Origin of the sequence: Marinovum sp. (genome assembly GCF_034669705.1) — a bacterium.
Classification (GTDB): Bacteria; Pseudomonadota; Alphaproteobacteria; order Rhodobacterales; family Rhodobacteraceae; genus Marinovum.
Genome location: NZ_JAXMOR010000006.1, coordinates 25,983 through 48,358 on the forward strand (window position 1 = coordinate 25,983; position 22,376 = coordinate 48,358).

Sequence of the window (22,376 nt, forward strand, 5' to 3'; positions counted from 1 at the left end):
ATTACCGCCCCATCCAGCCGCCATCCACGGTCAGGATTTCGCCGTTGACATAGTCCGAGGCGCTGGAGGCCAGAAAGACCACCGGGCCGGCGAAATCCTCGGGCCGGCCCCAGCGCCCGGCGGGAATGCGCTCGAGGATGGCTTTCGAGCGGTCGGGATCGTCCTGCAGCGCCTGGGTGTTGTCGGTGGCGATATAGCCCGGCGCGATGGCGTTGACGTTGACACCCTTGCCCGCCCATTCGTTCGAAAGCGCCTTGGTCAGCTGGCCGATGCCGCCCTTGGACGCGGCATAGCCCGGCACGGTGATTCCGCCCTGGAAGGTCAGCAGCGAGGCGGTAAAGATGATCTTGCCGGCGCCGCGCGCAACCATGCCGCGGCCCACGTCGCGCGACAGGACGAACTGCGCCGAGAGGTTGACCTCGAGCACCTCGTCCCACCAGTCGTCCGGGTGTTCGGCGGCGGGCTTGCGCCGGATGGTGCCGGCGTTGTTGATCAGGATGTCGGGTGCGATGCCGTCGGTCTCGAGCTGCGCCGCGAAGGCGGTCACCGCGGCGCGGTCGGAGAAGTCGCATTGGTAGCCGGTGAAGCTGCGGCCGAGCTGTTCGACCGCCGCGCCGACTTCGGAGCCGGAGGTCTCGAGCGAGGCGGAGACGCCGACAATGTCCGCGCCGGCCTGCGCCAGCGCCTCGGCCATGCCACGGCCGATGCCACGCTTGCAGCCGGTCACCAGCGCGGTCTTTCCGGAAAGGTCAAAGGATTTCAACACGGTCATGGCTCAGGCTCCTACCTTGATCAGGCTCTTCATTGCGGTCGGCGAGGCGTCGAGCGCTTCGAAGGCCTGCTGGATCTGCGACAGCGGGCTGACGTCGGTGATCACCTTGTCGGCGGCAATCGCACCAGAGGCCACCAGCGAAATCGCCCGGTCGTAGTCCTGCGGCTCGTAGACCCGCGCGCCGATCAGCTGCAACTCGCGCCAGAAAAAGCGGAACATGTCGACCGTCGGTTTCTTTGCGTGGATCGCCACCATGACGACGCGGCCGCGGGTGGCGGCCACATCGGTCATCGCGTCGACGCCCGGCTGGCTGCCGGAGACCTCGAAGACGACATCGGCGCCCTTGCCGTCGGTGCGTCGGGTTATCTCTTCGACCAGATCGGACCCGGCCGGGTTCACCACGTCGAACCCCATGTCTTTGGCGAGGGCAAGCCGGTTCTCGTTGACCTCCGAGATCACCACCTTGCCGCCGGCCTCGCGCGCCACCATGGCGACCAGCACCCCGATCGGCCCGCCACCGATCACCACCACGTCTTCGCCCGTCCTGAGGCCCGACATGCGCACGTCATGGCAGGCCACCGCCACCGGCTCGATCAGCGCGGCATGGTCAAGCCGCATGTCGTCCGGCAGCGCGTGCAGGGTGTGGGCCGGGACCGTCCAGACCTCCTGCATCGCGCCGTCGGTGTCGAGGCCGAGGAATTTGAGGTTGTGGCAGATGTGGCTGTGGCCGGCAGTGCAGGCCGGGCAGTCGCCGCAGTGATCGAGCGGGCGAACGACGACTTTCTGGCCCTTGGTCAGACCATCGACTCCGTCGCCGAGCGCTTCGACAGTGCCGGACATCTCGTGGCCGATGATGCGCTCAAAGCCGACGCGGGCGTCCATGTTGCCGTGGAACACATGCATGTCGGTGCCGCAAATGCCGCAAAAGGCGATGCGGACGGCAACCTGGCCGGGCTCCGGCGTCGGGGCGGGCTTTTGGGCGACGGCAAAGCGCTGGTCGCCGCGGTAGACGGCGGCAGTGATCTGGGGGGCGGTCATCTTGGGGGCGTCTCCTCTGGTCGGGGCCCTGGGGCACGGCGTAGTAAACGCCGGCCTCTCGCGGGCTTGATATGGTAAGACCAAATTAGGGCGCATGAGTCAAGGATGCATGAACCTAGCCCCCATATCGCGAGCATTGCCAAGGGATGGTATGACCAAATACCAAGGATTTAGCGCGCTATGGCTGCCCCGGACCCCCGCCCTAGGGGCGGCATGCCTCGCATCCTGCAAGCAGCGATTACAGGTCGTCGAAGGTGTCGCGCACCTGATTCCAGGCCGATTCGAGGTGGTCGCGCAGGGCCTGCTCGGCGCGATCGGGGTCGCGGTCGAGGATCGCCTCAAGGATCCGCGCATGCGCCTCGTAGTTCTGCCGGTTGCGCTCTGGCAGGCGCGGCATCTGTCGCCAACGGGCATCGAGCCAGTCGCTGAAGCCAGTGTGGATCGCCGGAAAGATCGGGTTGCCGGGGATCGAGTAGAGAACGCCGTGAAACGCGGTGTCGGTCTCGTAGAACGCCAACGAGTCGTCGATGCTGGCCTGATTGGCCTCGAGCGCCTGTCGCAGCCGCGCGATATCGGCCTTGCCTGCGCCGGTCGCAGCCTGGCGCACCAACCCCGCCTCGACAAAGATCCGCAGGTCGAAGATCTGCCGCACACCGCCGGTCTGGCCGGTCAGATGGCCGACCAGACCGCCGAGCACGTCCATCACCGTCTCGGCGTCGGGCTTGCGCACGATCGGGCGGTGACGCGGCTGGATTTCGAGCAGCCCCTTGCTGCCAAGCACCTTGATCGCCTCGCGCGCCACCGGGCGGCTGACGCCCATGGCTTCGGTGATGCTGCGCTCGGCCGGCAGGGACTGGCCGTCCTTCAACTCGCCAGAGAGGATCTGCGCCTCGATTGCCGCCACAACGCGATTGACCGCGCTCTCGCGCGGGACGGTGGCGGGTTCGGCGGAGGCTGGCTGTAGGTCACTCATGCAGGTTTATCCCATGGGTGATTTCGCGGATCAAGCGCTGGATATGGACAGACCAAACGCCTGATGACGCTAGGCCATATGCCGCATTGACCGTCGCTCCATTATTTTGGTAAGACCATATTCAGCACAGGAGGAGCGTCACATGCCCAAGGTAACCGCCGTCACAGCCGAACTGTTCAATCTGCCCCTGGCCGAGGTTCTCAGCGACGCGATGCATGGCGATCACAGCCATTTCGAACTGGTGATCGCGACGGTCGAGCTTGACACCGGCACCAGAGGCACCGGCTATACTTATACCGGCGGCAAGGGCGGCCATGCGATCCTGGCGATGATCGAACATGATTTCGCCGGTTGGCTCAAGGGCCGCGAGGCGGGTGACATTGCGGCGCTGCATGCCGAGATGGGCAAGCACATCCATTACGTCGGTCGCGGCGGCATCGACAGTTTCGCCATCGCCGCCATCGACATCGCGCTCTGGGACGCGAAATGCCGCGATCTGGGTCAGCCATTGTGGCAGGTCGTGGGCGGCACCTCTGACCGCTGTCGCGCCTATCGCGGCGGGATCGACCTGAACTACTCGCAGGACAAGCTGCTGGCCTCCGTGCAGGGCTATCTCGACCAGGGGTTCAACGGCGTCAAGATCAAGGTCGGCAAGCCCGACCTGGCCGAAGACCTGGCCCGCGCCGGCGCGGTGCGCGCGCTGATCGGGCCGGATGTGGCTTTCATGGTCGATGCCAACTACGCGCTCTCGGTCGAGCAAGCGATCACGGCGGCCAAGGCATTCAAGGAACTCGACGTGCTGTGGTTCGAAGAGCCGATCGATCCCGACGATTATGCCGGCTACGGCCGCATCGCCGAGGCCACCGGCTGCCCGCTGGCGATGGGGGAAAACCAGCACACGGCGCATGAATTCCGACAGGCGCTGGCGCAGTCGCAGCTCTCGTTCATCCAGCCCGACGCCTCGAACTGCCGCGGCATCACCGGCTGGCTGCAGGTCGCCGAGATGGCCCGCGAGGCCGGCATCCCGGTCTGCAGCCACGGCATGCAGGAGCTGCACGTGAGCCTCGTGGCCTCGCAGCCCCATGCCGGCTGGATCGAGGTGCACAGCTTTCCGATCGACGCCTATACCACGCGGCCGCTGGTGATCGAGGATCACCTGGCGGTGGCGCCCTCGACGCCGGGGATCGGGGTGGAATTCGACTATGACAAGCTGCGCGCGGCGCATGACCCGACAGCGTAATCCGCGCCATGGGTGGGCAATGCTGCCCACCCGACGGACGCCGTGTCAGTACTGCATGTAGACGGTGCGCTTCTGCAAGAACCCCTCGAGCCCGTGAATGCCATCCTCTCCGCCTAGGCCAGAGCGCTTGTGACCGTTGTGATAGCCCTGCACGTAGCCTGAAATTCCTTTGTTAAGAAAGATTGTGCCGGTCTCTAGCTCGTGGATGGCGCGCATATAGTTGCCGGCGTCGCGGGTCCAGAGATAGGCCGAGAGCCCGTCTGGGCGGGCATTGGTGATGCGCAGCGCATCCTCGAGCCCGCCGATCCGCACCACCGGCATCACCGGCCCGAAGATCTCTTCGGCCACCGCCGGCGTGTCGGGCTGCGCGTCGAGCAGAACGGTCGGCTCGTACCAGTTGCCAGTGGCGAAATCGCCGCGGCCGCGCCGGCCGCCGAGGGCCACCCGGGCGCCCGAGGCGACGGAGGTCTCTACCAAAGCCTCGATCCGGTCAAGCGCGCCCTCGGTCGAAACCGGGCCCATGCCGGCGTTCTTCATCGGATCGCCCAGCCTGACCTGCGCTGCCCGGGACAGCAGCTTTTCGGTAAAGGCCTCGGCCACGCTGTCGGCCACCAGCACGCTTTCGTTGCAGATGCAGACCTGTCCGGCATTGGCAAAGCGTGCCACCACGGCCGCCTCGACCGCGGCATCGAGATCGGCATCCTCAAGCACGATGAAGGGCGCGTTGCCGCCCAGTTCCAGTGACAGCGCGGCGAGGTTCTGCGCCGCTGCCGCCGCAATCGCCTGCCCGGCGCGGGTCGAACCGGTGACGCTGACCAGCCGTGTGGCGGGGTTCGAGACCAACGCCGATCCCAGCTCGGCGCCGCCGCCGGTGACCAGCCCGACGACACCCGCCGGCAGGCCCGCGCCCTGCACCAGCCGGCAGAATTCGCTGCCGGTGACCGGGGTCGCCTCATGCGGCTTGATCACGATGACGTTGCCGGTCACCAGCGCAGGGCCGAGCTTGCGGCCGATCAGCGCCAGCGGGTAGTTGTAGGCGCAGATGCCCAGCGTGGTGCCGTAGGGCACGCGGTATATGAACAATTGCTCGCCCGCCGCATCCGCCGGCAGGATCTCGCCCTGGATGCGGCGCGCGGCTTCGGCGGCATAGGTCATGTAGCGGATGGTGTCGTCGACCTCGGCGCCGGCCTCGGCCAGCGGCTTGCCCTGCTCCATCACCAGGAGCCGCGCGAAATGATCGCGCTCGGCGCGCAGCGCCTCGGCGATCTTGTAGATGTACCCGGCCCGCTCGACCGAGGGCAGACGCGCCCAGTCGCGGCGCGCCGCCTCTGCCGCCGCGATGGCGCGTTTGGCGTCTTCGGGACCGCATTCCGGCACCTCAGCCCAGACCGCGCCGGTGGCGGGGTTGCGCACCGGGCGGCGCTCGCCACTGGCGGCATCGGTAAAGTCATTGGCGATGAACGCCTTGTAATAGGTGGTCATGTCGGAGGTCCTTATGCGTGAGGGTGGGGGCGGGCGGGGCTAGTGCCCCTGCCCTGCCCTGAAACCGGCCCCGGCCATGTCGGCCAGCATCCGGTCCTTGTCGAACCCGGGATAGGCGTATTCCGCCACCGTTTCGCCCTGGTAGAGGGTGAGCACCCGGTCGGCGAGCATGATGACTTCGTCGATCTCATACGACAGGATCAGGATGCCGACGCCACGGCCGGCGAGGTCTTCGATGATGCGGTAGATGTCGGCCTTGGCGTGGACATCGATGCCGCGGGTGGGCTCGAGCAGGATCAGCAGTTTCAGGTCCGGATCGAGCCAGCGCGAAAAGCAGATCTTCTGCTTGTTGCCACCCGACAGGAAACGGATCTCCTGCTCCGGCGAGGCGGTCTTGGTCGAGGTGTCGCGGATCGCCTTGCTCACCAGTGCATCGATCCGGCTTCCGTCGATCAGCCCGGCCTTCACCGATTTCTCGAGGTAGGGCAGCGCGATATTGTCGCGCACCGACAGCGGCGGCAGGATGCCGTTCTTGTCACGATTTTCCGTCACCAACCCCATCCCCTCGGCCACCGCCTGTGCCGGGCCGCGGCCGGGCTTCAGCGGCCGGCCGAAATAGCTGATCCGGCCCTCGTAACCGTCCTCCAGCCCGAAGATCGCCTTGGCCAGCTCCGGCGCGCCACAGCCGCGCAGACCGGTCATCACCACGATCTCGCCCTCATGGACGCTGAACGAAATATCCTCGTAGGCGCCGGGATGGGTGAGGTTCTCGACCGTCAGGATGGTCTGGCCGGTGATGTCCTTGTGCGGCTTGACGAAGTGATCCAGCTCGGTGCCGGTCATCGACCGGATGACGTGATCCTCCGAGGTCTCTGCGGTGCGCTCGGACAGCACGATCACCCCGTCGCGCATCACTGTGACCTGTTCGGCGATGCTGAAAATCTCGGGCATGTGATGCGAGATGTAGATGATCGCGATGCCCTCTTCCTTCATCTTGCGGATGAAATCGAAAAGCATCTCCTTGTCCTCCTCCGACAGCGCCGAGGTCGGTTCGTCCATCACGATCAACCAGGCGTCGGACATCAGCGCGCGGATGATCTCGACGATCTGTTTCTCGCCAGAGTTCAGCTCGGCCACCTTGCGATTGGGGTCGAGCTTCAGCCCGAAGCGGTCGAGCTGGGCGCGCACCTGCGCCGCCATCTCGCGCGTGTTCATGAAAGGCGTTCTGCCGCGGCGCAGCTCGCGCCCGAGGAAGATGTTGCCCGACACCGTGAGCTCGTTGATGAGCGACAGCTCCTGGTGGATCATCGCGATGCCCTGCGCCCCGGCGTCGGAGGGGGCGGTGATCTCGACCGGCGCACCGTCGATCTCGATCTCGCCCTCGTCCCTTTGGTAGACGCCGCCGAGGATCTTCATCAGCGTCGATTTCCCGGCGCCGTTCAGCCCCACCAGCGCATGCACCTCGCCCGCGTGGCAGGTGAAGGTCACCTCGTCGAGGGCGCGAGTGGCAAAGAAGCTCTTGCCGATGCGTTTCATGTCGAGCCGCTTGGTCCCCGATTGTTTGGTCATTGCGCGGTCCTCCGCTGCACCAGCGTGTCGAGCAGCACCACGCCCAGCAGGATCATCCCCTTGATCAGGCTCTGCAAATAGGGATTGGTGCCGGTCAGCACGAGGCCGTTGATGATGATGCCGTAAAGCAGGACGCCGAGGATGGTGCCCAAGAGCCGGCCCCGTCCGCCAAACAGCGAGGTGCCGCCGAGAATCACCGCGGTGATCGCGTCGAACTCGAGATAGAGCCCGGCCCACGGCTGGCCCGAAGAGACGCGGCCCACGGTGATGATCGCCGAAAGGCCGGCCAGCGCGCCGGAAAGCACGTAGACCCAGACCAGCGTGCGCTCGGGCCTTCGGCCCAGCACGAAGGCGGTGTTGATGTTCGATCCGGCGGCATAGACGTCGCGGCCGAAGGTGGAGCCATAGAGCAGCACCGAAAGCGCCACGAAGACCAGCACCACGAAGGGGATGACCACGGGCATGTTGCCCCAGCTCACCCCACCGAGCCAGAGGAAGGCGGCGTCGGAGACATTGATCGAATCCGCGTCATAGATCACCAGCGCCATGCCGCGCGCCAGCGCATAGGTCGCCAGTGTCACCATGAAGGCCGAGAGCCTGAGCCGGCCGATGAAGACGCCGTTGATCGCGCCGATGGCCATGCCGGCGGCGACGGCGGCGGCGAATCCCAGCGGCGCCGATCCGGTGGCGGTCAGCGCAACCACGCCCACACCGCCTGAAAACGCCACGTTGGAGCCGACCGAGAGGTCGATCCCGCCGGTCAGCATGATAAAGGTCATGCCCATCGACAGCAGGAACAGCACCGCGATCGAGCGCAGCAGGATGCCGATATTGGCCAGCGAATAGAAGTTCTCGTTGGCGATGCCGAAGCCCACCGAGGCGATCACGATCAACCCGATGAGAAACAGATAGCGCCGGGCCAGGCTGTCGAGCCTGAAACCGGGCCGTGGCGGCGTCGTGGCGGTGGCGGTGGTCATGGTCTCTCCTCCCCGGTGTCGGGACGGCCCGGCCGGGCCGCCCCTGTCATCCCGTTACTTCACCGAGTCCGGGCCGAACTCGAGAAAGCCCTTGGCGGCCACGTCGAGCGCCTGGTCGACGTAATAGACCTCGACGTCCTCGGGAAAGCCGTTGGCCAGCGCCAGCTTGTGGTTCTCCTCGCTCATCACCAGCGGGGTGAAGAAGTCATAGACCTTCTCGGGCGTCTCACCCTTGTGGAGGCGATAGGCCATCTGCACGAAGTTCCAGCCCTCGCGGGTGCCCGACAGCAGGATATCGGCCTTGACCGGACCGTCCTGCATCTGCTGCAGGATCGGGATGTCGCCGTCATAGCCAAAGAACTCCAGATCCTTGCCCGAGTTGGTGGCGATGGCAATCGACGGGTACATGTAGGCATCGGTCACGCCCGAGATGGCGTCGAGATCGGGGTATTGGGTCAGCCAGTTCTCGGCAATGGACTGCGCCTTGACCGTGTCCCAGTCGGCCGGCTGTTCGGCCACCACCTCGACGTTGTCGCAGGAGGCGATGCCTTTCATGATCCCTTCGCGCCGCGCCTCGCCCGACGGGTTGCCCGCCTGGCCCAGCATCACCGCCACCTTGTAGGCCTCGCCGCCCGAGAGTGCGCACATCGCGCGCCCTTGGTTGGTGCCGTTCTCCACGTCGCCCAAAGTGAAACTGTAGTCCGCGCTCTCCATCGGCGAATGTACCGCGATCCAGGTGATGCCGGCCTCCTGCGCCTTGGCCACCAACGGCTCGAAGGCGTCGACGTTGATGGCGTTGACGAACATCACGTCGGGCTTTTCGTTGATCGTCACCTCGGTCTGCTGGATCATCTTCTCCAGCGAGCCCTCGGCCGAAAGCCAGCGGCCGGTGATCTTCACATCCTCGAAGGCCGCGTCATAGGCCTCGATGGCATCCTCGAAGCCCGACAGCCAGGCGACGTGATAGGGCGCGACATGGCCGTCGTTGATGAACACGATGTCGAGCGTGTCCTCGGCCGCCATCGCGGTGCCGGCAAACCCGGTGGCCAGCGCCAGCGTGCTGGCGAGTGTCCGTTTGAAAGTCATCTGTAGTCTCCTCCTTGTTGATGGGTCTTTGGTAATTTTGTCAGTGCGCCTCGACCTGCCGGGACTGCCAGAGCACCCAGTTGGCCCCCAGCGCCGCGAGGATCACCGCGCCCTTGAAGACCTGGTGCCAGACGTCCTCGACATTCAGCAGGTTGAGCGCGTTGTTGATGACGCCGATGAACAGCAGCCCCCAGAAGGCGCCGCCGATGGTGCCGCGACCGCCAAGGATCAGCGTGCCGCCGATGATGATCGCGGCGATGCCGTCGAGCAGCAGGCCGTTGCCGTCGAGCCCCGGCTGCACGAACCCCATGCGCGAGGACAACACGATCCCTGCCAGCCCGCTGCAGAGCGCCGAGAACATGAAGACGCCGATCTTGACCCGGTCGACGTCGATACCGGCCAACCGCGCGTTTTCCTCGGAGTTGCCGATGGCCACCACATAGGCGCCCCAGCGGGTGTGGTTGTAGACCACGTAAGCCAGCGCAAAGAGCGCCACGAGGAACAGGAACGACCAGTAGAGCCCCATGACCTTGCCTGCGCCGACGAAGCGGAAGAAATCGCCCATCAGGAAGATCTGCTGCCCGCGCGGGATGATCAGGCCCGAGAGGCCCTGGGCGCTGAACAGCATCGCGAGCGTGACAATGAAGGCCGGCAGCTTGAGCTTGGCCACCAGCACCCCGTTGAAGAACCCCAGCGCCAGCGAGCAGACGATGACGGCGACGATGCCGAGCGCCACGCCGCCGGTCAGGCCGAAGAACACCCCCAGCACGATGGCAAAGAGCACCGAGCCCATGCCCATCGACAGGTCGATATTGCCCGAGACGACAACGAAGTACTGCCCCAGCGCAATCAGCCCGATGGGCACGATCTGGCGCGAGATCGCCGACATGTTGTCGAGGCTCAGGAACCGCGGGCTGATCAGAAAGAACACTAGGCACAGCGCGAGGGTGACGAAAATAATGTTCTTCTCGCGCAGGAGACGTCCGACTTCAGGCATGGGTTTGTCCTTTCTCATCCGGTCACAGCCGCCCCAGCACCATCTCGGCGCAGCGGTCGCCCAGAACCATGGCGGGGGCGTTGGTATTGCCGGCAGGGATCTCGGGCACGGCAGACATGTCGCAGACCCGCAGGCCATCGATCCCGCGAACCCGCATCCGCGCATCGAGCACCGCCATCGGGTCGCCATCGGCACCCATTTTCGCGGTGCCGGCGGGGTGGAAATTGGTTTTGACCACGCGGCGGCAGTGCTCAGTCAGGGCGGAGTCGGAGTAATCCTTGGGCGCCACCACCTCGGCGATGCGACTGGCCAGCGGCGTCTGGTTCAGCGTCTCGCGGAAGTAGCGCAACCCCGTGACCATCTCGTCCATGTCGCGGCTGTCTGACAGGAAGTTCGGGTTCACCAGCGGCATGTCATCGGGATTGGCCGAGGCCAGCTTCAACGCGCCCCTCGACTGCGGTTTGAGCAGCACCATCTGGATCGACACGCCATAATCCTCGGGGATGGTCCTGGCCTGCTCGGCGTTGAGATACATCACCGGGATGCAATAGGCCTCATGCGTAGGCAGCGCCTCGGGGTCGGTGGGGTTGACGAAACAGGCGGCCTCGAGCCCGGTGGTGGTGATGCGGCCGCGGCCGAAGAGTTTGAACTCCGCGCCGTTGCGCAGCATGTTCCAGCCGCGGTCCTGCTTGTGATAGCCATATTTTCCATTGGCCCGCGCGACGATCGAGACGTCGGGGTGGTCCTGCAGGTTCTGACCTATGCCGGGCAGATCTGCGGTGACCTCGATGCCGTGTTCGCGCAGGTGATCGGCGGGGCCAAGGCCCGAGAGCATGAGGATCTGCGGCGTCACTAGCGCGCCGGCCGAGAGGATCACCTCGCCATCGGAACGCACGCTATGCTCCGCGCTGGACTTGTCCTTGTAGACCACGCCCACCGCCCGGCCGGCCTCGATCAGCACGCGCTGTACCGCGCTTTGCAGGCGGATCGTCAGCTTCGGGTTGCCCTTCAGCGGATCGAGAAAGGCATAGGCGGCCGAGATGCGCTGGCCCTTGTCGTAGGTGAACTGGAAGAATCCCGCGCCGCGCTGGCTCTTGCCGTTGAAATCGGGGTTGAAGGGCTCGCCCTGCGCCTGCAGCGCCTGCACGAACCAACGCGCCATATCGTCGATGTGCCCCGGGTCCGAGACCGTCAGCGGCCCGTCGCAGCCATGCAGATCATCGTTGAACCGACGGTTTCCCTCGAGCCGCTTGAAGTGCGGCAGCACTGCGTCCCACGCCCAGCTTACCGCATCATTGGTACCGCGCAGCATCTCGTGCCAGCCGTCGTAATCCTGCGGCCGGCCACGCACGTAGGCCTGGCCGTTCACCGTCGAGCCGCCGCCCAGGACGTTGCCCTGCGGGATCTCGGTCTGGCGGCCGCCCAGCTGGGGCTGCGGGACGGAGGTATGGGTGCGGAAGAACTTCGAGCCGTTCCTGAGCAGCTTGAACACGCCCGGCGGCATGTCGAGCAGCGGATGGCGGTGGTGATGCCCGCCCTCGAGCAGCAGCACCTTGGCGCCGCCCTCGACCAGCCGCGCGGCAGCCACGCTGCCCGCCGATCCGCCACCGATCACGATATGGTCGTATCTGTCCAAGCCACCCCTCCCCGGTGACCGACCCTCCTGCCGGTCACGCATTTGGTAAGACCAAATGTTGCTCAATACCTGCCAAATCGGCCCCAAGCTGTCAATACGCTATCTCGAACTCTCCTATTGTCAGACTAAAGTGACGCCGCGGGCAAACCCGAACCGATCAGGAGAATCTTGCCAATAGCCCCGCCCGCCGCCATCAGGGCCAGCGCCTCGCCAGCCCGGTCGAGCGGGTATTCCGCCGCGGTCAGCGCCTCGAAGTTGATCGCGCCGGTCTCGATCAGCGCCACCGCCTCTTCGAATTCGCGGTTGAACTGGAAGGAGCCGACGATCTCGATCTCCTTGAGCATCACCAGGTGCAGCATCACCTGCGCCTCGCGCGGCTGGATGTTCGACAGGATCGAGATCCGGCCCTTCTGCTTCACCGCCCTGAGCGCGGTGTTGAAGGCCGGGATCGCGCCTGACGCCTCGATCACCACGTCGAACCGCTTCTCGATCCCGGCCGCGTCGACGCGGTCGGCAAGCAGCCCCTCTTCGGCCCCGGCCTGAAGCGCCACCTCGACCGCTCCGGGCCGCAGGTCGAGCGCCGTTACATGCGCCCCCCGCGCCGCAGCCCCGGCAATCGCCAACAGTCCCATCGGCCCGCAGCCGGTCACCATCACCTTCTGCCCTTCGGTGACACCGCCCTTGTTGAGCGCATGAAGCGCGCAAGCCAGCGGTTCGGCAAAGGTGAGGTGGCGTGGGTTCACGCCCTCGGCCACCGGGCGGCAGCAGCGCGCCGGATGGTCGATCACATCGCGAAAGAAGCCGTCGAGATGCGGGACCGTGGTGGCGGAGCCGGGAAATTTCTTGGCGGTGCAGAGGTTTTCCTCGCCCCGCCTGCAGGGGGCGCAGGTCTGGCAATTCATGATCGGGTTGAGCGCTATGAGCTGACCCGGCTTCAGGTCCGACCCGTTGGGATCCTCGACCCAGGCGCAGGCCTCGTGGCCGAGCGTCACCGGGTTTTGCAGCTGAAAGCCGGCGTTGGCGAAATGCGCGTAGTAATGCAGATCGGTGCCGCAAAGGCTGGCAGCGGCGAGGCGCAGGCGGGCATGACCTTTGGGGATGGTTTCGGGCGCGGTCTGCGCGCTGCTGTCGACGCGGGTCGCGGCGCTCAGGCGGGTCTGGATATGGCTCATGGTCTGTCCTTCAGAATCCGACGGCATAGCCGCCGTCGACGGGGAGGTTGACGCCGTTGACATAGGCGGCCTGTTCGGAGGCGAGGTAGAAGATCGCATTGGCCACATCCCCGGGCTGGCCAAAGCCGTGGCCGGGAATGCGGCCCTCGATCCGGTCGCGGCGGGCGGGGTCTTTTTCCAGCACCGCGCGGGTCATGTCGGTGTCGATGAACCCGGGGCTGACGGCGTTGCAGCGGATGCCGAAGGGCGCCGCATCCACCGCGACCGAGCGGGTCAGGCCGAGGACGGCGGTCTTGGCGGTGACGTAGGCTGCGGCCGAGGGCAGTGCCATGATCCCGCCCATGGACGAGACGTTGACGATGGTGCCGCCGGTCTCGCGGTGCAGGGTCACGTAGCGCCCACAGGCCGCAAACATCGCGCGCACATTGATGTCGAGCACCCGGTCGAGCGCCTCTGGCGGCACGTCCCAGATCGGTTTTTTGAAATGCACGCCGGCGTTGTTGACCAAAGCCGCGATCGGCCCGGCCTGTTCGTGGATCGTGGCCAGCCAGTTGGCCTCGCGGTCGGCGGCTATATCGCAGTCATGGAACGTCGCCGCCGCGCCCAGCGTGTCAAAATCGGCACGGCTGCGGGCGACGACGTGCACCTCGTATCCGGCGTCGAGAAAGCGGCGCGACTGGCTGAGACCGAGGCCCTTGTTTCCACCGGTGATGACGGCAATCGGCATGGCTCAGACCTCGCAGAGATGATGTTGATAAAGCTGGTTGATCCGGCGCAGGAACGTCTCCTCGGGGATCCGCTTGCGGAAGAAATCCGGCATGATGGCGCAGACCTCGTCGACGAAACCGAGAAACCAGATGTCGCGCGGCCGGGTCCAGGCATTGTCGATGGTGTGGAACCCGCCCTTGAAGAACCCCGCGACCTCCGGGTTGTCTGCCTGCGCCAGCCAGGTGTGGCGGTTGGCGGGCTGGCCGTTGTTCGACAGGTAGTCGCCCGATTGCACCTCCGGTGCGGTGATCCATTGGGCAAAGCGAATGGCCTCCTCGGGGTGGCGGGTCTTGGCGGAGACGCCGATCCCCGCCCCACCGAGAATGCTGCGCGGGCGGGTGTGACCGGCACAGAGCGGCAGGTCGAAATAGGCCACCCGGTGCGGGCGAAACCCGGGACGGGCGTAGTTCACATAGCCGAAGAGACAGGGTGAGAGCGCGAAATCATCGGTCGTCGTCAGCGTGTCGAGCACCGCGATGGGGTTCATGTCGACCTGCTTATCGGGACCGAGCCGGTAGAGCGCGCGCAGGATCCTCAAGGCGTAGAGGCCATTGTCGTCCGAGACGAAATGCGCGGGGCTTGCCGGCATCGCTTCGCCACCGCGCCCGGCAACCAGCGTCATCAGCATGTCGAAGGCATCGACCGGCAGGAGCGGCGTGAGGGGGCGCAAGCGTCGGGCCTCCGGGCTCAGGAAGTCCTCCCACTGGCGCGGCAGCGGCGGGTTCAGGTCGGGGCGAAAGGCCGCCATCTGGCAGGCCGCGTCCACCGCGTAGGCCCAGCACTGACCGTTCCAGAGATAGCTTTCCGCAGACCCGCCCAGCGAAGCCGAGGCATCCTGCGGCAAGGGCAAGGGCAACAGCGCGCCGGTTTCGGCAATCTGGCCAACATGCGGGTGATCGAGCACGATGAAATCGTAGCGCTCGGCGATCTCGGCAATGGGCGCATCGGCAAAGGCCTGAAGCGACCGCTTGTCCCAGGCGATCTCCACCCCGGTCTCGGCGCGAAACGCCTCGGAGGCGGCGACCACCGGGTCGTAACCCCGCGGATGATCCCAGGTCATGCCCCTCAGTTTCATCTGGCTGCTCCTCCTCGATTCTGCGGCTTCACATTTGCTTGCCGCATCATCTTGCCGTTTTCAAGTATCAAAATTACTTTTGTATTTGAGATTTGATATGCTATGTCGAGTCGGGAAGCGGCGGGCAACAGCGCGTCGCCATCCAAATCAGAGGAGGAGAAATCGGCGACATCTCAGATAATTGGCCGCGCAGGCCGCCTGTTCGCCGCCGCCAGCCTGGCGCTGGCCCCATTGGCTGCGGGGGCGGCGGAGTACACCTTCCGACTGGCGCATGTGACCTCTGACAAGGAGCCGATCCAGCAGGCGATGGAGGCGTTCGTCAGCAAGGTGGAGGCCCGCACCGAGGGCGCTGTGGCGATCCAGATCTTTCCCAATGCGCAACTCGGCTCGAACCCGGAGGTCTTTGAGCAAATCCGCGCCGGTGCGCCGATCATCTCGATCTCGGACCCCGGATACCTCAGCGATTTCGTGCCCGATTTCGGCGTGCTGGGCGGGCCCTACCTGATGGACGACCCGCGCGACTTCACCAAGATCGTCGAAAGCGACCTTTATGCCGAGATGAAGGACCGGCTGCGGGAGGAGTCCGGCATCGAGCTGCTGTCGATGAACTGGCTGTTCGGATCGCGTCACATGCTGGCCGACAAGGCGATCTCGAGCCCCGAAGACACCGCGGGCCTGACCTTCCGCACGCCGCCCAACATCATGTGGGTCGAGACCTTCAACGCCATGGGCGCGCGTCCAACGCAGGTCGCCTGGGGCGAGGTCTACTCGGCGCTCTCGGCCGGGGTGGTCGACGGGGCCGAGGCGCCACTGCCCTCGATCCACGGCGCCAAGCTGCACGAGACCAAGAAGACCATTTCGCTCACCGGGCACTTCAAGGGCTTCACCGGGCTGATCATCAACGCCGATCTCTTCGCATCGCTGCCCGAGGACATTCAGACGGTGCTGGACGAAGAGGCCAACGCGGCCGGCGTCTTCATGACCGACCTGATGCTGAACTCCGAGGAGGAGTGGATCGGCAAGCTCGAAGCCGAGGGCGTGACCTTCAACCGCGCCGTCGATCTCGCGGCATTCCAGGAGGCGACGGCGGAGGTCTACAGCAAGTTTCCCGACTGGTCCGACGGGCTTTATCAGCGCGTCCGCACGATCCTCGACCAGTAAGACACACCACCGGGCGCAGACAGCGCCCGGCCCCCCGAGGGAGGAGAGACCATGCAACATGTGGCAAGATGGGCCCGGCGGGCCGAGAACCTCGTATCCTTCAGCGCGCTGGCGGCGCTGACCGGCGCGGTGCTCTGGGGCGTGCTGACGCGCTATGTCACCGAGCGGCCGGCGGTCTGGACGACCGAGCTGTCGGGCATCCTGTTCACCTGGGTGGTCTTCATCGGCGCGATGACCGCGCATCGGGAAGGGCGGCACATCCGTGTCACCCTCTTGGTCGACCTGTTGCCGCCACAGGTCCGGCGCGCCCTGCGCAAACTGGCCGACGCACTGGTGCTGGGTTTTCTGATGTACGCAGCCTGGCTGAGCTTTGTAATGATGCAAAACGGCGCGACCCGCCCCTCGCCGGTGCTCGACATCCCGTTTTCCTGGGTCTACCTCGCCACGCTGATCGCCTTTGCAGGCATGTCCCTCACCTCCGCCCTGCGGCTGATCGGCGTGATCGACCCGGCCTCGGTCGACGCGTTGGAGGAGGTGGCATGACCCTCGCCCCCGTCCTGATCCTGCTTCTGGGCATTGCCATCGGCATCCCCGTTGCCTTTGCCATCGGCATGGCGGGCCTGTCGTTCTTCCTGATTTCCGGCGCCATGCCGCCCGAGATCTTCATTCAGCGCATCGTCGCCGTGACCCATTCCTTTCCGCTGCTCGCCGTACCGCTGTTTGTCATGACCGGCGTGGTGATGAACTACGCGGGCATCACCAGCCGCATGATGGCCTTTGCCGAGGCGATGACCGGCCATTGGAAGGGCGGGCTGGCGCAGGTCAACGTGCTGCTCTCGACGCTCCTGGGCGGCGTGTCAGGCTCGGCCAATGCCGATGCGGCGATGCAATCCAAGGTGCTGGTGCCAGAGATGACCAAACGCGGCTATGACCCGGCGTTCTCGACCGCCGTCACCGCCGCCTCGTCGATCATCTCGGTGATCATCCCGCCGGGGATCGGGCTGATCCTGTATGGCTTCATGGGCGATGTCTCGATCGGCCGGCTGTTCCTCGCCGGGATCGTGCCGGGGGTGCTGATCTGTGCGGCGATGATGGCGGCCGTGGCCCTGCGCGCCCGCCAGCTGAACCTGCAGCCGGCCTACGCTGCGCCCATGCCTTGGGCGGGCCGGGGCCGTGCCCTGCGCGGTGCCTTCCTCGCGCTCATGGTGCCGGTGGGCATCGTTCTGGGCATTCGTCTGGGCTACTTCACCCCCACCGAGGCAGGCGCGATGGCGGTGCTCTTCGCGGTGATCGTGGGGCTGGTGCACCGCGACCTGAGGCTCGCCCACGTCCGCCCGATCCTCGAGCAGACCATGCAGGCGACGGCGGTGATCTTGCTCATCATCTGCGCCGCCAATGCCTTCGGCTTCTACATGACCTGGGAGATGATCCCCGCGAAGGTCGCCGCGGCCATGCTGGCGCTGACCGAGAACCCGATCCTGCTGCTTGTGCTGATCAACCTGTTGCTGGTGCTGGCCGGCATGTTCATCGAAGGCTCCGCCGCGCTGATCCTGCTGACGCCGATCCTCGTGCCCGTGATCACCAAGGTCGGCATCGACCCGGTGCATTTCGGCGTGGTGATGGTGTTCAACCTGACCGTCGCCGGCGTCACCCCGCCGCTGGGCACGCTGATGTTCACCACCTGCTCGATCACCGGCGTGCGCATCGCCGACTTCATCCGCGCCTGCGCGCCGTTCTACCTGGTGCTCTTCGGGATGCTCTCCGTGCTCACCTATCTTCCGCAGCTCTCGCTCTGGCTGCCCAACCTGCAATTCGACTGAGGCCGCATATGACCCACGACACCGATGGCAGCGTGGATTTCACGCTCGACGGCAACGTCGCCGAAATCACCCTGAACCGTCCGGCCAAGCACAATGCCCTGACGCCGCAGATGTATCGCCAGATCGGTGACTGCTGCGCCGAGGCGAACGAGACCGCGGCAGCGCACGTGGTAATCTTTCGCGGCGCCGGCGCGCGGGCGTTCTGCGCCGGCTCCGACATCAAGGCGCTGGAGGACTATGAGGACTTCTGGGCCTGGCGCAATCGCTACGACTATGTCCCGCCGATCCTTGCATTGCGTAAACCGGCCATCGCGGCGGTCAAGGGCTGGGCGCTCGGCGGCGGGCTCGAGATCGCGCTGGCCTGTGACCTGCGGGTGGTGGCGCGCTCGGCGGTGTTTGCCGCGCCAGAGGTGCAGCTCGGCTGGAACGGCGCGGGTGGTGCAGCGCAGCACCTGACGCGGATGTGCGGCCAGGGCCAGGCACTGCGATTGCTGCTGACCGGCGACCGGTTCGACGCCGAAGAGGCCGCGCGCATCGGCATGGTCGAATACCTTGTCGAGCCGGGCGAGGAGCTGACCCGCGCCCGCGAGATCGCCCGCCGGATCGCCGGCTCCGCCCCCCACGCCACGCAGGCCGTCAAGGCGGCGGTGCGCGGCGCGATGGATCTGAGCCTCGAACAGGGGCTGCGCAATGAAAACGAGCTGATGTCCCTCTGTTTCGCCAAGGCGGAACAGGCCAAGATGCGCGCGACGCAATCAGGGGACGACAGATGAACAAACGCGCGACAGGTGACGAGGGCAAGAAGGCCAAATCTTCGGTTCCGGCGGTGGAAAAGGCGCTCGACGTGCTGGAACTGCTGACCGAGCAGCCCGCCGGCCTGACGATGAACGAGATCGTCGATGCGCTGGGCCGCACCATGGGCGAGATCTACCGCGTCGTGGTTTACCTCACCGAACGCGGCTACCTGAGCCAGGATCCGCGCACCAGCCGCTATGCGTTGACGCTGAAGCTCTTTGAGCTGTCGCACCGGCACGACCCGACGGAGCGGTTGATCCACGTCGCCCTGCCGCAGCTCGAACGGATCGCGGCGCGAACCAGCCAGTCCTGTCATCTGGGCGTGCTGAACCGCGACAACGTGCTGGTGCTGACCTCGGTGCAAAGCCCCCTGCCCGCCGGCTATTCGGTGCGTACCGGCGCGCTGTTTCCGGTCAGCCAGACCAGTTCGGGCCATGTAATCCTCGCCTTCTCGGGCGAGGATGTGCAGGAGCGCCACATCTCCCGCCAGCCGGACGAGGCCCGCGCGGCGCTGCGTCAGCGTCTCGCCCGGATCCGCCGCGACGGGTTCGAGGATACGCCGAGCACGATGATTTCCGGCGTCCGCAACCTCTGTGTGCCGGTGTTCGACACCCGCGGCGTCGCCGCCGCCATCACCTCGGGGTTTATCGGCCAGGTGGGCGACGCGCCCTCGGCCGAGGAGACCCTCGCCACCATCCGCCTCACCGCGCTGGAGCTGTCGCGGTCGCTGGGCTTCCTGCCCGACGCCAGCCCTTTCGGTGCCGCGCTCACCTCATGACAAGGATCTGACTGATGACCGACCTCGCCCTTTCTGGCCTCCCCCGTGCCGACCTCCCCCTTGCCGGCCTGCGTGTGCTGGATTTCGCGCAGTTTCTCGCCGGGCCTGTGGCGGCGCTGCGTCTGGCCGATCTCGGGGCCGAGGTGATCAAGATCGAACGGCCCGGGGTGGGTGATCTCTGCCGGTCGATGGTGGTCAACGACCAGCGGCTGGACGGCGACAGCCTGGTCTTCCACACCTTCAATCGCGGCAAGAAGAGCGTCGCGGCGGACCTCAAGGCGCCCGAAGATCTGGCCCGCGTCAAGGCGCTGATCGAGACCGCCGACGTGATGATCCACAACTTCCGCCCCGGCGTGATGGAGCGGATCGGGCTGGACTATGAGACGGTGCAGGCGCTCAACCCCCGGCTGGTCTATGGCGCGGTGTCGGGCTACGGCGCGGACGGTCCGTGGAAGGACAAGCCGGGGCAGGACCTGCTGGTGCAATCGCTGTCCGGCATCGCCTGGCTCAACGGCAATGACGGCGACGGGCCGGTGCCGACCGGCTTTGCCATGCTCGACGTCGCCACCGCCGGTCAACTGGTGCAGGGCATCCTTGCCTGCCTGGTACGGCGCGGGGTCAGCGGCAAGGGCGGGCTGGTGGAGGTCGACCTGATGTCGGCCGCAATCGACATGACCTTCGAGCAGTTCACCTGTTTTCTCAACGACGACGCAGGTCAGCCGCGCCGCCACGCGCAGGGCAATGCCAACCCCTATCAGCCCGCGCCCTACGGCGTGTACGAGACCGCCGATGGCCATATGGCGCTGGCGATGGCACCCTTGACCACGGTGGCGGACCTGCTCGACTGTCCAGAGATCGCAGGCTTCGGGCAGGATCAGGCCTTCGTCCGGCTTGACGAGATCAAGGCGGTGGTGGCGGGCGTTCTTGTCACTCAGCCGACGCAGCACTGGCTCGATATTCTGGAACCTGCGGGGCTATGGTGCGCGCCGGTGCTGGACTGGCCGGGCTTCGTGGCGACCGAGGGGTTTGCTGCGCTGGACCCGGTGCAGGTGATCCGCACCAAGGGCGGCCGCGAGGCGAAAACCTCCCGCTGCCCGATCCGCATCGACGGGCGGATGCTGCGCAACCCCGCGGGCGGCCCGGCGCTCGGCGCGGATACCGCGGCGGTGTTCGGCACCGTGCCCGCCCCGGCATGAGGCCGCTTGAGGGCGTGACCGTGGTGGACTTCAGCCAGTTTCTGGCCGGACCCTATGCTGCGCTGCGACTGCTCGACCTTGGCGCGCGGGTGATCAAGATCGAAAACCCCGACCGCGGCGATCTTTGCCGTCATCACTACGTGTCAGAGACCTGCGTGGATGGCGACAGCACGCTGTTTCACGCCATCAACCGCGGCAAGGAGAGCGTGACGCTGGATCTCAAGACCGAGGCGGGGCACGCGGCCGCGCGCAGGCTGATCGAACGGGCTGACGTGGTGATCCAGAACTTTCGCCCCGGCGTGATCGACCGGCTGGGGCTGGGGTACGAGGCGGCGGCAACCCTGCGGCCGGGTCTCGTTTACGGCTCGATCTCGGGCTACGGCGAGGCAGGCGAATGGGCCGGCCTGCCGGGACAGGACCTCCTGGCGCAGGCGCGCAGCGGGGTGATGTGGCTGAGCGGCAATCGCGGCCAGGGGCCGGTGCCGGTGGGGCTGCCGATTGCCGATATCGCGGCCGGGGCCTGTCTGGCGCAGGGGCTCTTGGCGGCGCTTTACCGGCAGGCCCGGACCGGCGAGGGCACACATGTGCAGACCAGCCTGCTCGAGGCGTTGATCGATCTTCAGTTCGAGTTCCTGACCACCTGGCTGAGCAATGGCCAAAGGCCGCCAGAGCGTCTGCAGCACGGCTCGGCGCATGGCTATCTCGCGGCGCCCTACGGGGTCTATGACACCGCCGAGGGTCACCTTGCCGTGGCGATGATGCCGCTGGCCACATTGTCAGACGCGCTGGATCGCCCGAGCCTTGCAGCGCAGCTTGCCGGGCTCGAGGCGTTTGCCGACCGCGAGGCCATCCGCGAGCGCCTGCAGGAGGTTCTGATCACCCGACCGGCGGCCGAGTGGGAGGCAACCCTGAGCGCAAAAGGCATCTGGTGCGCCCGCGTCCGCAGCTGGGCGGAAATGAGAACCGAAGGCGGCCCGGCGGTCACCGGCATGCTTCACGCGGGGGGCGAGCTGGCGCGCGTTGCGGCGCCGTTCCGCATCGACGGCGCGCGGCCGATGCCCGTGGCGCGCGGGCCGGTGCTGAATGAACACGGGGCGGCGCTGGCCCGGGAGTTCGGGTTCGACCCGGTCTAATGCGAGGCGACGTTCTTCATCACCAGCGCGCGGATCTGTTGTGACATCTGCACGAAGGATCCGTCCACATGCTTGCGGATCACCGTGTCGGCGCGCGCCGGGTCATTGGCGCGGAAGGCAGCGATCAGATCGTCGTGTTCCTTCTTGATCGACTCGAACCGCGCCGGCGAGATCCGCAGCCGTGACGCCTGCACGTTCAGCGTCGTGCGCAGGTTGCGCCAGATCTCGGCGGCGGTCTGGTTGTAATGACCGCGGCAAAAGATCTCGTGGAACTGGAAATCGAGCTTGCGGAAGATGCGCTGCTCGGAATGCGGCAGCTCGTGGATCTTGGCCTGGATGCCCTCCAGCTCGTCGAGCAGCTCTGGCGGGGCGTAATCGGCGAACCAGTTGACGAAGTAGGGCTCGAGCATCTGCAGCACTTCGAAGATGTTCTGGATCGAGCCGGCGTCAGTGGGCTTGATGGTGGCACCGCGGTTGGGGTGGATCTCGACAAAGCCCTCGCCCTGCATCCGCCGCAGCACCTCGCGGACCGGGCTGGTCGAGGTGCCGTAGCGCTCGGCGATCTCGGACACCTTGAGCCGCTGACCGCCGGCCAGGCGCCCATCGTAGATGTCGTCGAGGATCGCATCGTAGAGCGGGAGTTCCCCGGTATCGTCGCCGGTCTTCATGATGTCTTCGTACTCTCTGGATCGTCGGTCATCATAGCGG

General features: G+C 66.1%; 21 protein-coding genes. 8 read left to right on the forward strand and 13 right to left on the reverse strand.

The features are described from left to right. Position 1 precedes the first annotated feature (1 nt). From VOI27_RS05950 to VOI27_RS05960, 3 genes are all read right to left on the reverse strand, one after another. Positions 2-772, reverse strand: coding sequence for an SDR family oxidoreductase (locus VOI27_RS05950; protein WP_323764395.1), 771 nt, complete (start codon positions 770-772; stop codon positions 2-4). A 3-nt stretch (positions 773-775) separates the two neighbouring features. After that, the gene (locus VOI27_RS05955) at positions 776-1,810 is read right to left on the reverse strand and encodes a zinc-dependent alcohol dehydrogenase (RefSeq protein WP_323764396.1); all 1,035 of its coding nucleotides are present in this window, start codon (positions 1,808-1,810) and stop codon (positions 776-778) included. Between the two features lie 238 nt (positions 1,811-2,048). After that, positions 2,049-2,783, reverse strand: a complete 735-nt coding sequence (locus tag VOI27_RS05960) for an FCD domain-containing protein (protein ID WP_323764397.1) — start codon at positions 2,781-2,783, stop codon at positions 2,049-2,051. Between the two features lie 142 nt (positions 2,784-2,925). Here VOI27_RS05960 and VOI27_RS05965 point away from each other — a divergent pair, with 142 nt between their 5' ends. Continuing rightward, a complete protein-coding gene (locus VOI27_RS05965) occupies positions 2,926-4,023 on the forward strand; it encodes a mandelate racemase/muconate lactonizing enzyme family protein (RefSeq protein ID WP_323764398.1) in 1,098 nt (365 codons plus the stop codon). Between the two features lie 45 nt (positions 4,024-4,068). On the opposite strand, the gene VOI27_RS05970 is transcribed toward VOI27_RS05965, so the two are convergent. The 9 genes from VOI27_RS05970 to VOI27_RS06010 form a co-directional block, all read right to left on the reverse strand. Next, positions 4,069-5,505 carry an aldehyde dehydrogenase family protein gene (locus VOI27_RS05970; RefSeq protein WP_323764399.1) on the reverse strand — a complete coding sequence of 479 codons (1,437 nt, stop codon included), beginning with the start codon at positions 5,503-5,505 and terminating at the stop codon, positions 4,069-4,071. Positions 5,506-5,544: 39 nt separating this feature from the next. Next, the gene (locus VOI27_RS05975; RefSeq protein WP_323764400.1) at positions 5,545-7,074 is read right to left on the reverse strand and encodes a sugar ABC transporter ATP-binding protein; all 1,530 of its coding nucleotides are present in this window, start codon (positions 7,072-7,074) and stop codon (positions 5,545-5,547) included. Next, the gene (locus tag VOI27_RS05980; protein ID WP_323764401.1) at positions 7,071-8,051 is read right to left on the reverse strand and encodes an ABC transporter permease; all 981 of its coding nucleotides are present in this window, start codon (positions 8,049-8,051) and stop codon (positions 7,071-7,073) included. Before VOI27_RS05980 ends, VOI27_RS05975 begins: the two co-directional genes overlap by 4 nt. Positions 8,052-8,105: 54 nt before the next feature. Next, positions 8,106-9,137: a sugar ABC transporter substrate-binding protein gene (locus tag VOI27_RS05985; RefSeq protein WP_323764402.1), complete on the reverse strand. Its 1,032-nt coding sequence runs from the start codon at positions 9,135-9,137 to the stop codon at positions 8,106-8,108. A gap of 40 nt (positions 9,138-9,177) precedes the next feature. After that, positions 9,178-10,134, reverse strand: a complete 957-nt coding sequence (locus VOI27_RS05990; RefSeq protein ID WP_323764403.1) for an ABC transporter permease — start codon at positions 10,132-10,134, stop codon at positions 9,178-9,180. Between the two features lie 22 nt (positions 10,135-10,156). Beyond that, a complete protein-coding gene (locus VOI27_RS05995) occupies positions 10,157-11,770 on the reverse strand; it encodes a GMC family oxidoreductase (protein WP_323764404.1) in 1,614 nt (537 codons plus the stop codon). 125 nt (positions 11,771-11,895) lie between these two features. Beyond that, positions 11,896-12,942 (reverse strand): zinc-binding dehydrogenase, encoded by a 1,047-nt coding sequence (locus VOI27_RS06000; RefSeq protein ID WP_323764405.1) that lies wholly within the window; start codon positions 12,940-12,942, stop codon positions 11,896-11,898. Positions 12,943-12,952: 10 nt separating this feature from the next. Beyond that, positions 12,953-13,669, reverse strand: a complete 717-nt coding sequence (locus VOI27_RS06005; protein WP_323764406.1) for an SDR family NAD(P)-dependent oxidoreductase — start codon at positions 13,667-13,669, stop codon at positions 12,953-12,955. A 3-nt stretch (positions 13,670-13,672) separates the two neighbouring features. Then, positions 13,673-14,785, reverse strand: coding sequence for an extracellular solute-binding protein (locus tag VOI27_RS06010; RefSeq protein WP_323764407.1), 1,113 nt, complete (start codon positions 14,783-14,785; stop codon positions 13,673-13,675). A gap of 231 nt (positions 14,786-15,016) precedes the next feature. Here VOI27_RS06010 and VOI27_RS06015 point away from each other — a divergent pair, with 231 nt between their 5' ends. From VOI27_RS06015 to VOI27_RS06045, 7 genes are read left to right on the forward strand one after another with little or no spacing between them, the layout of a single operon-like run. Next, a complete protein-coding gene (locus VOI27_RS06015) occupies positions 15,017-15,946 on the forward strand; it encodes a C4-dicarboxylate TRAP transporter substrate-binding protein (RefSeq protein WP_323764408.1) in 930 nt (309 codons plus the stop codon). A 51-nt stretch (positions 15,947-15,997) separates the two neighbouring features. Then, positions 15,998-16,489: a TRAP transporter small permease gene (locus VOI27_RS06020; RefSeq protein ID WP_323764409.1), complete on the forward strand. Its 492-nt coding sequence runs from the start codon at positions 15,998-16,000 to the stop codon at positions 16,487-16,489. Further along, the gene (locus VOI27_RS06025; protein ID WP_323764410.1) at positions 16,486-17,766 is read left to right on the forward strand and encodes a TRAP transporter large permease; all 1,281 of its coding nucleotides are present in this window, start codon (positions 16,486-16,488) and stop codon (positions 17,764-17,766) included. Before VOI27_RS06020 ends, VOI27_RS06025 begins: the two co-directional genes overlap by 4 nt. 8 nt (positions 17,767-17,774) lie before the next feature. Further along, positions 17,775-18,539, forward strand: a complete 765-nt coding sequence (locus VOI27_RS06030; RefSeq protein WP_323764411.1) for an enoyl-CoA hydratase/isomerase family protein — start codon at positions 17,775-17,777, stop codon at positions 18,537-18,539. Beyond that, entirely contained in the window at positions 18,536-19,339 is an 804-nt protein-coding gene (locus VOI27_RS06035; RefSeq protein ID WP_323764412.1) for an IclR family transcriptional regulator, read from the forward strand. The genes VOI27_RS06030 and VOI27_RS06035 overlap by 4 nt, the downstream gene beginning before the upstream one ends. 14 nt (positions 19,340-19,353) lie before the next feature. Continuing rightward, complete coding sequence (locus tag VOI27_RS06040) at positions 19,354-20,535, forward strand: CoA transferase (RefSeq protein WP_323764413.1); 1,182 nt, start codon at positions 19,354-19,356, stop codon at positions 20,533-20,535. Beyond that, positions 20,532-21,668 (forward strand): CaiB/BaiF CoA-transferase family protein, encoded by a 1,137-nt coding sequence (locus VOI27_RS06045; protein ID WP_323764414.1) that lies wholly within the window; start codon positions 20,532-20,534, stop codon positions 21,666-21,668. The genes VOI27_RS06040 and VOI27_RS06045 overlap by 4 nt, the downstream gene beginning before the upstream one ends. On the opposite strand, the gene VOI27_RS06050 is transcribed toward VOI27_RS06045, so the two are convergent. Then, on the reverse strand, positions 21,665-22,336 hold the full coding sequence (locus VOI27_RS06050) for a GntR family transcriptional regulator (RefSeq protein ID WP_323764415.1): 672 nt from the start codon (positions 22,334-22,336) through the stop codon (positions 21,665-21,667). The two genes, VOI27_RS06045 and VOI27_RS06050, sit on opposite strands and share 4 nt — an antisense overlap. Between the last annotated feature and the right edge of the window lie 40 nt (positions 22,337-22,376).